The organism is Pseudomonas sp. NPDC088322 (assembly GCF_044740745.1).
Lineage (GTDB): Bacteria > Pseudomonadota > Gammaproteobacteria > Pseudomonadales > Pseudomonadaceae > Aquipseudomonas > Aquipseudomonas shirazensis.
In genome coordinates this window covers 397,173-409,469 of the sequence record NZ_JBIURK010000002.1, presented here as the reverse complement: position 1 = coordinate 409,469, position 12,297 = coordinate 397,173, and the positions used below count along the sequence as shown (strand labels likewise).

Here is a 12,297-nt window from a genome sequence, read left to right as displayed (position 1 = left end):
TCAAAGCTTGAACTGCGCCACCATCCCGTTCAGGTCCACTGCCAGGCGCGACAGATCCTGCGCCGCAGCGCTGGTCTGGTTGGCGCCCGCCGAGGTCTGCATCGACAGATCGCGGATGTTGACCAGGTTGCGGTCCACCTCTCGCGCCACCTGCGCCTGTTCTTCGGAGGCGCTGGCGATGACCAGGTTGCGCTGGTTGATCGAGGCAATCGCTTCAGCAATTACCTCCAACGCTTCGCCGGCTGACTGGGCCACTTCCAAGGTGCCGTTGGCGCGGCTGCGGCTGCTGTGCATGGCTGTCACGGCGCGTTCGGTGCCGTTCTGGATACCGGCAATCATCTGTTCGATTTCAGCGGTGGACTCCTGAGTGCGGTGGGCGAGGGCGCGCACCTCGTCGGCGACCACGGCAAAACCGCGGCCAGCTTCGCCAGCGCGGGCGGCTTCGATTGCCGCATTGAGGGCCAGCAGGTTGGTCTGCCCGGCGATGGCGCCGATCACGTCCAGCACGCGGCTTATTTCGTTGGCACTGGTGGCCAGTTGTTCGATTTCAGTTGAAGTGCCGCTGACGTCGTTGACCAGATGCTGGATCGAGCTGAGTGCCTGATTGACCTGATCGCGACCGTCACGGGTGCTCTGGTCGGCGCCTTTGGATGCATCGGCAGTGGTCACGGCGTTGTTCGCGACTTCTTCGACGGCGGCAGTCATCTGGTTGACCGCAGTGGCTGCCTGGTCAATTTCGGCGCTTTGCTGATGCAGGCCGCGGCTGGTGTCTTCGGTCACGCTGTGCAGCTCTTCGGAGGCCGAGGCCAACTGGTCGGATGAGGCAGAGATCTTGCGCAGGGTGTCGCGCAGGCTGCTCTGCATCCGCGCCAGGGCAGCGAGCAGCAGGGCTGGCTCGTCCTGGCCTTGTACACGGATGTCCTGGGTCAGATCGTTGGTGGCGACGCGTTCTGCCACTGCGACGGCATCAGCCAAGGGCACGACGATGCTGCGGGTGAGCAGAATCGCGATGGCCACCAGTGCACCGAGGATGATCAACAGCGACACGACGATCACCGAAAACGCCTCATCGGCCACGTCGCTGCTGCGCTGGGAGGCCGCCTCGGCGCCATTGCTGTTGTAAACGAGCAGAGCGCCCAGGGCTTTCATCATCACATCGGCGGACTGCGCCATGGCGCCAGTCAATAACGCATTGGCCTCGTCAGCCTTGCCAGCCACTATCAAGCCGAGTACCTGCTTCTGCTGATCCAGATACTGGCGCTCGGCGGCGGCGAAGGTATTGAACAGGGCGCGATCATCAGCAGCGACGATGGTTGCTTCATAGGCCTTGATACCGCTGGCCAGTTGCTGGTTGATGCTGTCGACCAGGGCCATGCTGCTCTGGCGGGCACTTGCCTGTGTTTCCAGTGCGGTGCGCAGGGTAATGGCGCGGGCGCGGCCCAGATTGGTGCCGACGTCGCTCAAGGCAACCATGGCCGGGATCCAGGTATCGCGGATCTCATCGGTGGAGCGGTCCATCTGGCGGGTTTCGTACAGTGAGAGTAAGCCCATGACCAGTACCAGCACGCCCAGCAGGGTAAACACACTGGCGGCGCGAGTGCCGATCTTCATATTCCGTAATTGCATGGGAAGCTCCTTGACGATGGCTGGCAGGCGTCAAGAGCTGGTTCGGCGAAGCCGCGTCACCTGGTAGGCGCCGGGCTCTCGATGCGCTGCGAAAGGGTGAGGTTGTTCCTCAATCGTGCTGATTGTTTTTTTCGATGATGCCACAGTGCCACTATTATTGACCACTCATTCAATGTAACTGCAACTTACGACAGTTCCGTCATTTTCTGACGAAACTGTCAGCTTTATTGCGCTCAGACGATAGCAATCGCGGGGTCGGCGGCAGCCAGCGCCGTGGCCCTGTCTGCGGCTGGCGGGTAGATCCATTGCGTGTTGATTTGCCGTTTGACTGCCTTGCCTTCCTCACCTTGCAGTTTCAGCTCGCGCTCCCAACCTTCGCTGAAGGTCGCGCCCCACGCGCCGAGGTCGAGGCAGGTGACATATTTGGGCTGGCGATAGACCACGGGCGTTAGCGCGAGCAGATCTGCTGCGGCGTTGTTGCCCGCATGGCGGCCCATAGGGATGGCGTGCTGGCAGGTCATCAGGGCATGGTTGCCGAGGTCATCGACGGCCGCCCAGGCAACGTCGCCGGTGGCATAGATGTGTTCCTGACCTTTGACCTTGAGATGCTCGTCTACCCGCAGCCGACCCTGGCCGTCGCGCTCGCCGGGTATTTGTGCCGTCAATGGGCTGGCCTGCACGCCGACGGTCCAGATCACTGTCTTGCTGGCGATGTAGTCGCCGTTGTCCAGCGTGACGCCGCCACTGTCGACTGCCACCACCGAGGTGCCGGGCAACCATTCCACGCCGGCTTGTTTGCAGGCGGCGACGATTGAGGGAGTGATCCCGGCGCCTAGTGCCGCGCCGATCTGTGCGCCGCGGTCGACCACCACTACGCGCAAGCGGGTGTCGGCGCCGAGCATTGCACGCAAACGCTCGGGCATTTCGGTTGCCGTTTCGATGCCGGTGAAACCGCCGCCGCACACCACCACGGTGTTGCGCGCAGGGGATCCCGGCAGCGCGGCGAGCGCGTGCAGATGCTGTTCAAGGCGCACGGCCGATTCCAGTTGGTCGACATCAAAGGTGTGCTCAGCCAGGCCGGCAATGTTCGGGCGCGCCACTTGGCTGCCGGCGGCGAGGATCAGGCGTCGATAGCTGATCCGTTGGTTGTTGCCAGCGCCGTCTTCATAGCTGACCTGGCGTCCATCCGGGTCGATCTCCCGGGCGTGACCCTCGATGAACTTCACCCCAACCGCATCGAACAAGGCGGTCAGAGGCGCCTGCAGGGTATGTGCCTGGGCCTCGTAAAGGCGTGGGCGGATGCGCATCTGCGGCTGAGGGGCGAGAACGCTGATGCTCAACTCGCCGCGTTGCGCCTGGTCGAGCAAGCGCGCAGCGCTGAGTGCGCTCCACACGCCAGCGAAGCCTGCGCCGATGATCAGGATGTCGGTTTTCATGGGATTGCTCCGGGTGATTGAGAGGGACGAGACACCATCGAGCACAATCCTGTTGTCGCTCGAATAACTACGACTATATTGGTCGTAGTTATAAATCACAAGCGTTTTGTTGATTGCGATCAGCGTCGAACCAGCAGGTCTTTGCCTACAGGCGGCCACAGGCGTACCATTTGCGACTAATCCAGTCGGAGATTGATATGTCGCTTTACAGCGCCGGGGTTGAATACGGCATCCATTGCCTGCTGCTGTTGCTCGATGAGCAGGGTGAGAGCCGCGAAGCCAGCGTGCGTGATCTGGCCGAGCTGCAGGGGGTGCCTCAGGAATACCTGGCCAAGGTCTTTACCAAACTGGCTCGCGCCGGCCTGGTGGCGGCCACCGAAGGCGTGCGCGGCGGGTTTCGCCTGGCGCGGCCGGCGGCCGAGATCAGCGTGTTGGACATCGCCACTGCAATTGACGGGGCGAAGAAGATTTTCGATTGCCGCGAAATCCGCGAGCGCTGTGTGCTGTTCGAGGGCTCGGCGCCGAGCTGGGCGACCGAGGGCACCTGCGCAATCCACGCGGTGATGATCAGCGCGCAGAAACGCATGGAAGAGACCCTGGCCCAGCAGAGCATCCTTGATCTGGGGCAGCGCTTCGGGCGCAAGGCGCCGGCGCAGTTTGGCGAACAGCTCAACGACTGGATGAGCGATCGCCGCGAGGGCAAGGGCAGCGCCGGCGACATCCCTTTGACCGAGGTTTGAGCGGGGCGGTCAATGCACCGCTTGGCGCTGCCTGACGCAGGCCTGGGCCTGTAGCGCCAGTTCGTCAAGACGCTCATCGCGGCGCTGTTCGGCGTCGATCATGGCGTCTTCGCCTTGCTGCTTGAGCAGGTAGGCATGGATCTGGCGCACTTCCAGCGTTTCATAGATCGGGGCGATATCCAGAGTGCCGACCAGCGCGCCGCTGGCGTGGCCGGTGCTGCTCATCAGCACTTGCGGGCCACGTGCCGCGACCACCTGCATGCCCATCTCTTCAAACCAGGGCACCAGCCCTGCGAAGGCATTCAGTTCGACACAGCTGTAGCGTGACTGCAGGTCAGCCAGCAGTGCGCGAGCGATGCCCTGGCGACGGTGGCTGCGCAGCACCACCATGAACGCCAGCGAGCAGGCCTGCGGATCGTCCTGAGCGGGCAGAGTGAGCGCGAAACCCAGTAGTTGATCAGGCGCGTCGGCATCCAGCGCGAGCAACAACTGCACGGCCAGCCCACGTGTGCCGTCCATGGCTTGCAGGTACTGGTGCACCTCAAGGCCGACACCGTATTGATAGAGCGGGTAGAGCGGGTTGTCACTGCTGATGGCGACACTACTCAGCTCGCCGACATGGTCGATCACCAACTGGCGGATCTGGTTCTGGAAGGATTCGGGCGGCACGCTGTCGAGGCGGCTGAGAATGAACATTGCAGGCAAAGCTCCGGCTGGCAAAAACACCCCGCGTCAACGGCAACGCGGGGTGACAGTCTACCCGGTTTTGCCGGTTCAGCTGTGCTCGGCGAACGCCGCCAGCATCAGGTCAAGGTTTTGTACCGCCGCGCCCGAGGCGCCTTTGCCCAGGTTGTCGAATACCGCAGTGAGCACAACCTGGCCGTGCTCCGGGTTGGCGAACAGCGCCAGGCGCAGATCATTGCTGTCGTTGAGCGCCTCTGGGTCCAGTGCTGCGGCTGGCCCGTGCTGGTGCAATGGCATCAACTGGACGTGACGGGCGTTTTGATAATGCTCCTGCAGGCAAGCTTGCAGATGCTCGGCATTCACCCCAGCAGGCAACAGCCGCAATTGCAGCGGGATGCTCAGCACGATGCCCTGGCGGTAATCGCCATAGCCTGGGAGAAATACTGGCCGCGCGCTGAGGCCGGCATGCTGCTGTATTTCCGGGACATGCTTGTGGGCCAGATCAAGGCCGTACAGCTGCAGCGTAGGCAAGCGTTCTGCGCGTGGCTGTTCATGCCGCTCGACCGCGGCCCGGCCGCCGCCGGAGTAGCCTGAGATCGCATGTACTGTCAGTGGATAGTCGGTGGGCAGCAGCCCGGCCTCGATCAGTGGCCGCAACAGGGCAATGGCCCCGGTTGGGTAGCAGCCAGGGTTGCTCACCCGCTTGGCCTGGGCGATGCGCTCAGGCTGCTGCGCATCCAGTTCCGGCAAGCCATACACCCAACCTGGTGCAGTGCGGTGGGCGGAGCTGGCGTCGATGACCCGCACCGCCGGGTTGTTGATCGCCGCTACCGCTTCGATCGCGGCGGCATCCGGCAGGCACAGCAGGGCGATATCGGCGCTGTTGATCGCCTCTGCGCGGCGCTGTGGATCCTTGCGCTCGGCTTCGGCCAGGGTCAGCAGGCGCAAATCGTTGCGCCCGTGCAGGCGGGCGTGGATCTGCAGGCCGGTGGTGCCTTGGTCGCCGTCGATAAAGACCAGAGGAGTACGCATGGGGCGATGTCCGTGTAATAAGGAAGATGGCCTATGCTCGCTCACGACTGGACGAATGGAAATTTGCATTTCATGATGGTCGCGTTCAGAAATCCTGAATCAGGGAGCGCTTCCGTGTCAGTCCATTTGCATCCAGCCCATGCGTGAAATCAGCCTCGACCGTTTGCGCACTCTGGTGGTGATTGCCGACCTTGGCTCGTTCGCTGAAGCTGCCCGCCAGCTCAACCTGGCGCCGCCGACCATCAGCCTGCACGTCGCCGAGTTGGAGGCCCGGGTAGGTGCGCCGCTGCTCAGCCGGACCCGCGGTCAGGTGCGCCCGACGGCCATCGGCGAGACGCTGCTGGTGCGGTCGCGAAAGCTGCTGGCAGACGCCGAGCTGGCACTGGAGGAGGTGCGTCGACAGGTGCAGGGCTTGACTGGGCGGGTGCGGCTGGGCGCGTCGACTGGTGCCATCGCCCATCTGTTGCCGCAGGCGCTGGAGATGCTGCGGGTCGAGCATCCGGGGATTGATGTGCAGGTGCAGGTGTTGACTTCGCAGGCTTCGTTGGCGGGTCTGCGCGAGGGGCGGTTGGATATTGCTCTGGTGGCACTGCCGCAGGTGGCTGGCAAAGGCGTGCAGATTACGCCTTGGCGGCGGGATCCGATCATGGCCTATGTGCCCAGTGAATGGCGCCCACCTGCGCGGGTGACGCCGGCGTGGCTGGCTCAGCGGGCGTTGATTCTCAACGACAGCAGTACTCAGTTGTCGCGGGTGATTGCGCAGTGGTTTGGGGCGGCGGGGTTGTTTCCTGAGCCGCGCATCGAGCTGAATTTCAATGATGCGATCAAGAGCCTGGTCGGTGCTGGGTATGGTGCGACGCTGTTGCCGCAGGAGGGCCAGGTGGCGGCGCTGGATCCGCGAGTGAGTCGGCGGCCGCTGCGGCCGGGGTTGTGGCGGCAACTGGGGATTGCTTGCAGGGTTGGTGAGATGGAGCGCGCCACCGGCTATGTGCTGGCGGCGTTGCAAGGGTTGCGGCAGTGATTTGAAGCGCACATGGTGTCTGTAGGAGCGCCCCGGCAAGGCCGCTCCTACAGAGTGCGTATGCTGCGGGCGGCCCTTTCAGTACTTCTCGCACAGCTGATACCCCAGCCCATGCACCGTGTGCAGTAACGGGCTGTCGAACTGTTTGTCGATGATGCTGCGCAGGATATGGATGTTGCTGCGCAGGTTGTCGCCCTGCGGTGCGTCACGTCCCCAGATGGTTTCTTCGAGCTCGCTGCGACGGACCAGGTTGGGGCTCTTTTGCATGAGCACCTCGAGCAGTTTGCGGCTGGTTGGCTTGAGCTTTAGCACCGTGCCGGCTCGGGTCACCTCGAGGGTGTCGAGGTCGAACTGCAGGTCGGCTACTACCAGCTTGCGACTGGCGCGCTGCTGGCGCCGGGCGACCACTGACTGCACCCTGGCCAGCACTTCGGACATGGCGAACGGCTTGACGATGTAATCGTCGGCACCGACCTTGAACCCGGTCAGGCGATCGCTCAGCTCATCGCGTGCGCTGAGCATGACAATCGCCACCTGCGAGCGCGAATGCTCGCGCAGGCTGTGGCAGATCTGATTGCCGTCGATGCCTGGCAACATGATGTCGAGGATGATGGCGTCAAAGTTGTTCGACGCCGCCAGATGCAGGCCGGTCAGGCCGTCCAGCGCGCCGGTGACCTCGTGGCCCCTGAGCTGGAGAAACTCGACCAGATTGTCGTGAATATCGCGGTGGTCCTCGATAACCAGAATTCTCATTGCTGTCCCTTGTGTTTGAAGCGCATCAACCGCGTGTCGATAACTCTTGAAGCCTTATGCCAACCGCTCAAAGCGGGCAAACGTGCAAGCCTCGGCGTCGGAGTCAGTACGGGCAAGCCCTGCAAGGCTGGCCGGCCATAGCAGAACAGGGCCGTCAGCCAGGTCGTCAACCAGACAAAGATGCCGGCCCAGAACGTATGTGACATGAAGTGCCAGCCTTGCAGTACCCGGGTGGTGCCATAGACCAAACCTAGCAAGACAATCCCCACCAACAGCAGCCGTGCGTGGCGCCATTGATGGCGCAGCGCGACAAAGTACAGCGCCAGCAGGGTGAAGCCGCTTGAGGCATGGCCCCCGGGCCAGCAGCGGCCGCCGGCAGTCTTCTCGGTCCAGTTGAAGTTGCTGAACCACTCCTGGCGCAGGTGCGTACCACCGTAAAGCGTAGTTTCTACCGGGCAATACACCCCGGTGTGACTCTTGAGGTAGTGGATGACCGTCGTGCTCAGTGCGAATGCGACGACCACGAACAGCAAGTCCTGCCGGTGGTCGCGGGTAAAGCGCAGCAGCGGCGCCGCGCCGATGGCGTCCAGCAGGCGCTTGGGGTTGGCCGTGAGGCGTGGCCAGATGAACGACAGCAGCAAGCCAACAATCGCCGCCTCGCCGGTCCAGTCCGGAAGAATGCGCGGCCACTTGTGGCTGACCTTCTCGAACCACTGATCGTGCAGCAACGGGAACTGCCCGCTGACCGGATCAAGCAACAGGTTGCTGATCGACTGATCGAGGCTGGTCAGGTCGAACAGCACAAAGACCAGCGCCCCCAGCAACAGTGGCAGGCCCAGATTGATCAGATAGAAACTGGTGCGCGGTGACGGCTGCATGGCTCAACTACCTCTCTTGGCAATCAACCTGGGCCATTGCTCGGCGTTGGTCTGGCCGAGAATGTGGGGTTTGCCGTGGCCGTCGACAGCCACGAACAGCGCGCTGGCATAGGCACTGGAACGCTGCCCGCCAGGCACATGCAGTTGCCGCTCGAGCTGATCGATGCAGCCACTGTGGGTAACGAGGGCCAGATTCTGGCCCGGCTGCTTGTGGCTCAGCGCCACATCGGCGAAGTGGCCATCACAGTCATTGAGCCACTGCTGCGTGGCGAGCGGCTTGTCGAAGATGAACTGCGCCGTTTGCCGCGTGCGCAGCTCCGTGCTGCTGAGCAATGCGGTGTTGGCCAGGCCCAGCCTCTGCAGGCCTTCACCGACGCGGCCAGCTGCCTGGCTGCCGGCCACCGTGATACCTGTTGGGTCGTTCAAGCAGACGTTGCTGGAGCGGTCACAGCGCTCGGCATGGCGGATAAGGACCAGCACCGAGCCCTCGGCCCAGGCCGCAGACAACCCGCTGCTGCGCATCTGCTGCTCGCTGCTGATAGTAGGCACGTGGTTGCTCAGCGCAAACCAACCGAGCGCACCGAAGGCCAAGGCAGTGGCTGCGACAACGCCGACGACCGAGGCCATGCGCGGCAGGCGCCGGGTCAAACCGGCTGAACTGGAGTACTGCTTGAAGACCGCTTGTTGCACGTTCGATGCTCCCGACGTTTTCAATGGTGGCAATTTAGGTGTCGGGCTGTTGGGGTCGGGTGAAGCAAATGTGAAAAATACCTTCAACTGGCGGCGCTGCCGAAATCTCTTGCAAAGCAGCGTGGGCAACGCCACCGTCAGGCTTTCACTGGGCGTAGAAGGGGCAAAGATCGGCAATGGCTTATGAAGTGGACGATCGCCTGGTCATCGGCGTGGCATCGAGCGCGGTGTTTGACCTGAGTGAATCAGACGCGGTGTTTCGCCGCGAAGGCGAGGCGCAGTACCGCGAATATCAGCAGCAGCACCTGCACGCGCCGCTGGCGCGGGGGATTGCCTACCCGTTCATCAAGCGCTTGCTGGCGCTCAATGACCTGTGTGATGACCCGCAGGATCCGCTGGTCGAGGTGGTCTTGCTGTCACAGAACGATCCGGATACCGGCCTGCGCGTGATGAAGACCATCGAGCACTACGGCCTGAACATGACACGGGCGATCTTCATGCAGGGGCGCTCGCCTTATGAGTACATCCCTGCGCTGAACATCGCCCTGTTCTTGTCGGCCGACAAGGCCCACGTTGATGCGGCGATCAAGGCAGGTTACCCGGCCGGGCAGGTGCTCGATTCACAGTTCGACGATGACGAGGACGATGATGGCCTGCGCATTGCGTTCGACTTCGATGGGGTGCTGGCAGGGGACGAATCGGAGACGGTGATGCAGCGCGATGGCCTGACCGGTTTTCATGCCCATGAGGTCAGCAACGTGACCCAGCCGCACAACCCCGGGCCGTTGAAGGAGTTCTTCGTGCGCATTGCCAGCATCCAGGCCGCCGAAGAGCGTTACAAGCTGGCGCATCCCGGTTACGAGAACCGCCTGCGCGTATCGATTGTCACCGCGCGCAATGCGCCTTCCCATGAACGCGCGCTGAATACCCTGAAGAGCTGGGGGGTGATGGCCAACGACGCGTTCTTTCTTGGCGGTATCGAAAAGCGCCGGGTGCTGCAGGTGCTCAAGCCGCATATCTTCTTCGATGACCAGTCTGGCCACCTCAACAGTACGCGCACTGTTGCGCCGTCAGTGCACGTACCGTTCGGCATTACCAATCAGCCGCTGTGAACCTCAGAACCAGCGGTCGTTGCGTTTGCGACCGCGGGTCAGTGCCGGCAGGATCAGCCCCAACAGCAGGCCGGCACCGGCAATGCTGCCGCCGTAAACCATATAGCGCATCATCACCTGCTTGTTCTCGTCCCCCAGTTGCGCCTGGGCATCGCGCAGGGCGGACTGGGCTTGGTCGAGTTGCTGGGTCAGGTCTTTGTTGCGCACTTCCAGTTCGTCAGCCAGCGTCTTGCGCGAGTCGAGGGTCTCCTGCATGCCCTGCACGCGGGCCTTCCAGCTGTCGTCGATGGTTTTCAGCTGCTCGGACAGTTGCGTGACCTTACCGTCCAGCTCTGGCAGGCGTTCGGCCTGACCCGGTACTGCCTGCAGGTCGCTGTTGAGGATCCACACCAGGTCGCCGTTCTGGCCGCGGATCTGGCTGTAGTTGCCCTGGGTGTCGACCAGGCTGACCTTCTCGCCAGCCTTGAGGCTGCCAACGATGCGGTGGCCATTGGTCGGGCCGCTGCGCACATAAGTGCTCAGGCTGTCACTGACCCAGCGCGCATCGCTACTCGGCTGTTCGGCCTGAACCGGCGCGGCGAGGGCGATCAGGCAAGCTAGCAGGCTGCCACGCAGGGCAGGACGGACGGGCAGGGCGGGGCTGGAATCGGGCATGATGATCTTCGCTGCTACTGGACAAAAGTAGGCCCGATGACTGGGCCGATGAACGGGTCGGTGACTTGACCGTCAGCCAAAGACCGTTTTTTTGTCAGCAGGTTCACCACCTGGCGTGGGAAATGTCAGCTAAGTGTTGCGGAATTGTTCAGGGCTGATGATGGCAGGCGTACTGGCCCGATTGCATGAAAATGCCATCGAGCCAGCTCGTTCAATCACGCTTTCAGGTCACGACCTGGTAGCACGGCACATAGGCTGCGCCGCCAGGTAGCTTCATCCGGTGCTGGTCAACGAAGGCCTGCAGCAAGCGTCCCAGCGGGTCGAGCACAGCGCTGTCACCGCGGATCTGATACGGGCCGTGTTGCTCGATCAGGCGGATGCCATTGTCCTTGACGTTGCCCGCGACAATCCCGGAAAACGCTCGGCGCAGGTTGGCCGCCAGTTCGTGCGGCGGCAGATCGCGGCGCAGTTCAAGGTTGGCCATATTGGCGTGGGTCGGGTCGAACGGGCGCTGGAAGCCCTCTTCAATCTTCAGCAGCCAGTTGAAGTGGAAGGCATCGTTGCGCTCGCGGCGGAACTGCTTGACCGCCTTGAGCCCCTCGACCATCTGCCGCGCGACCTCGGCCGGATCATCGATGATGATCTGGTAATGCGCTTGCGCCGCTTCACCCAGGGTGGCGCCGACAAACGCATGCAACTGCTGCAGATAAGCTTCGGCGCTGCGCGGCCCGGTCAGCACCACCGGGAACGGCAGGCCTTCGTTGTCCGGGTGCATCAGAATGCCGAGCAGGTACAGGAACTCTTCGGCCGTGCCGGCGCCACCTGGGAAGATGATGATGCCGTGACCAACCCGGACGAAGGCTTCCAGGCGCTTCTCGATGTCGGGCAGGATCACCAGCTCGTTGACGATCGGGTTCGGCGCCTCGGCGGCGATGATGCCCGGCTCGGTCAGGCCGAGATAGCGGCTACCGTGCATACGCTGTTTGGCGTGGGCGATGGTGGCGCCCTTCATCGGCCCCTTCATTACGCCCGGGCCGCAGCCGGTGCAGATATCCAGCTTGCGCAGGCCCAGCTCGTGGCCGACCTTCTTGGTGTACTGGTATTCCTCGCTGCTGATCGAGTGGCCGCCCCAGCACACGACCATCTTCGGCTCGACGCCCGGGCGCAAGGTGCGCGCGTTGCGCAGCAAGTGGAAGACGTAATCGGTGATGCCCTGGGAGCTTTCCAGGTCGATGCGCTGGCTGGCCAGTTCGCTCTCGGTGTAGACGATGTCGCGCAGGGCGCTGAACAGCATCTCGCGGGTGCTGGCGATCATCTCGCCATCGACGAAGGCATCGGCCGGGGCGTTCAGCAGTTCGAGGCGTACGCCGCGGTCCTGCTGATGGATGCGTACTTCGAAGTCCTTGTAGGCTTCGAGAATGGTCTTGGCGTTGTCGACATGGGCGCCGGTGTTGAGGATCGCCAGGGCGCATTGACGGAACAGGGTGTAAAGGCTGCCGCTACCGGCTTCGCTCAGTTGCTGAACTTCACGTTGCGACAGCGTTTCGAGGCTGCCTTTGGGGCTGACGGATGCATTGATTACATTGCGTTGGGGCATCTAAGTCTTTCCTGTGCATGTAAAACTCCTACTTGGACACCACCATACCGACAAATGTGCGCCGCAACGAGGGG

Annotated in this window: 13 protein-coding genes; 4 read left to right on the top strand and 9 right to left on the bottom strand. The window is 62.7% G+C overall.

Features of this window, described 5'->3' with window-relative positions:
* Together ACIOAU_RS06135 and ACIOAU_RS06130 are read right to left on the bottom strand one after the other, a co-directional pair.
* On the bottom strand, window positions 1-1,611 hold the full coding sequence (locus tag ACIOAU_RS06135) for a methyl-accepting chemotaxis protein (RefSeq protein WP_401181108.1): 1,611 nt from the start codon (window positions 1,609-1,611) through the stop codon (window positions 1-3).
* 248 nt (window positions 1,612-1,859) lie between these two features.
* A complete protein-coding gene (locus tag ACIOAU_RS06130) occupies window positions 1,860-3,062 on the bottom strand; it encodes an NAD(P)/FAD-dependent oxidoreductase (protein WP_401180673.1) in 1,203 nt (400 codons plus the stop codon).
* A 197-nt stretch (window positions 3,063-3,259) separates the two neighbouring features.
* Here ACIOAU_RS06130 and ACIOAU_RS06125 point away from each other — a divergent pair, with 197 nt between their 5' ends.
* Window positions 3,260-3,802 carry an Rrf2 family transcriptional regulator gene (locus tag ACIOAU_RS06125; RefSeq protein ID WP_101318885.1) on the top strand — a complete coding sequence of 181 codons (543 nt, stop codon included), beginning with the start codon at window positions 3,260-3,262 and terminating at the stop codon, window positions 3,800-3,802.
* Between the two features lie 9 nt (window positions 3,803-3,811).
* On the opposite strand, the gene ACIOAU_RS06120 is transcribed toward ACIOAU_RS06125, so the two are convergent.
* Both ACIOAU_RS06120 and argC read right to left on the bottom strand, forming a co-directional pair.
* Window positions 3,812-4,498: a GNAT family N-acetyltransferase gene (locus ACIOAU_RS06120; RefSeq protein WP_401180670.1), complete on the bottom strand. Its 687-nt coding sequence runs from the start codon at window positions 4,496-4,498 to the stop codon at window positions 3,812-3,814.
* A 78-nt stretch (window positions 4,499-4,576) separates the two neighbouring features.
* On the bottom strand, window positions 4,577-5,518 hold the full coding sequence (gene argC / locus ACIOAU_RS06115) for an N-acetyl-gamma-glutamyl-phosphate reductase (RefSeq protein WP_150569436.1): 942 nt from the start codon (window positions 5,516-5,518) through the stop codon (window positions 4,577-4,579).
* A 139-nt stretch (window positions 5,519-5,657) separates the two neighbouring features.
* On the opposite strand from argC, the gene ACIOAU_RS06110 reads away from it, so the two are divergent.
* Window positions 5,658-6,539, top strand: coding sequence for a LysR family transcriptional regulator (locus ACIOAU_RS06110; protein WP_401180666.1), 882 nt, complete (start codon window positions 5,658-5,660; stop codon window positions 6,537-6,539).
* Window positions 6,540-6,617: 78 nt separating this feature from the next.
* On the opposite strand, the gene ACIOAU_RS06105 is transcribed toward ACIOAU_RS06110, so the two are convergent.
* From ACIOAU_RS06105 to ACIOAU_RS06095, 3 genes are read right to left on the bottom strand one after another with little or no spacing between them, the layout of a single operon-like run.
* Window positions 6,618-7,292, bottom strand: a complete 675-nt coding sequence (locus ACIOAU_RS06105) for a response regulator transcription factor (RefSeq protein ID WP_101318893.1) — start codon at window positions 7,290-7,292, stop codon at window positions 6,618-6,620.
* Window positions 7,289-8,170: a phosphatase PAP2 family protein gene (locus tag ACIOAU_RS06100; protein ID WP_401180663.1), complete on the bottom strand. Its 882-nt coding sequence runs from the start codon at window positions 8,168-8,170 to the stop codon at window positions 7,289-7,291. Before ACIOAU_RS06100 ends, ACIOAU_RS06105 begins: the two co-directional genes overlap by 4 nt.
* A 3-nt stretch (window positions 8,171-8,173) precedes the next feature.
* Entirely contained in the window at window positions 8,174-8,797 is a 624-nt protein-coding gene (locus tag ACIOAU_RS06095) for a histidine phosphatase family protein (RefSeq protein WP_401181105.1), read from the bottom strand.
* Between the two features lie 43 nt (window positions 8,798-8,840).
* Here ACIOAU_RS06095 and ACIOAU_RS06090 point away from each other — a divergent pair, with 43 nt between their 5' ends.
* A complete protein-coding gene (locus ACIOAU_RS06090; protein WP_188035816.1) occupies window positions 8,841-9,047 on the top strand; it encodes a hypothetical protein in 207 nt (68 codons plus the stop codon).
* Window positions 9,037-9,972, top strand: coding sequence for a 5'-nucleotidase (locus ACIOAU_RS06085; protein WP_181107210.1), 936 nt, complete (start codon window positions 9,037-9,039; stop codon window positions 9,970-9,972). The genes ACIOAU_RS06090 and ACIOAU_RS06085 overlap by 11 nt, the downstream gene beginning before the upstream one ends.
* A 3-nt stretch (window positions 9,973-9,975) precedes the next feature.
* On the opposite strand, the gene ACIOAU_RS06080 is transcribed toward ACIOAU_RS06085, so the two are convergent.
* The gene (locus tag ACIOAU_RS06080; protein ID WP_150571909.1) at window positions 9,976-10,626 is read right to left on the bottom strand and encodes a TIGR04211 family SH3 domain-containing protein; all 651 of its coding nucleotides are present in this window, start codon (window positions 10,624-10,626) and stop codon (window positions 9,976-9,978) included.
* Window positions 10,627-10,849: 223 nt separating this feature from the next.
* Window positions 10,850-12,223, bottom strand: coding sequence for a nucleotide 5'-monophosphate nucleosidase PpnN (ppnN, locus tag ACIOAU_RS06075; protein WP_101318899.1), 1,374 nt, complete (start codon window positions 12,221-12,223; stop codon window positions 10,850-10,852).
* Between the last annotated feature and the right edge of the window lie 74 nt (window positions 12,224-12,297).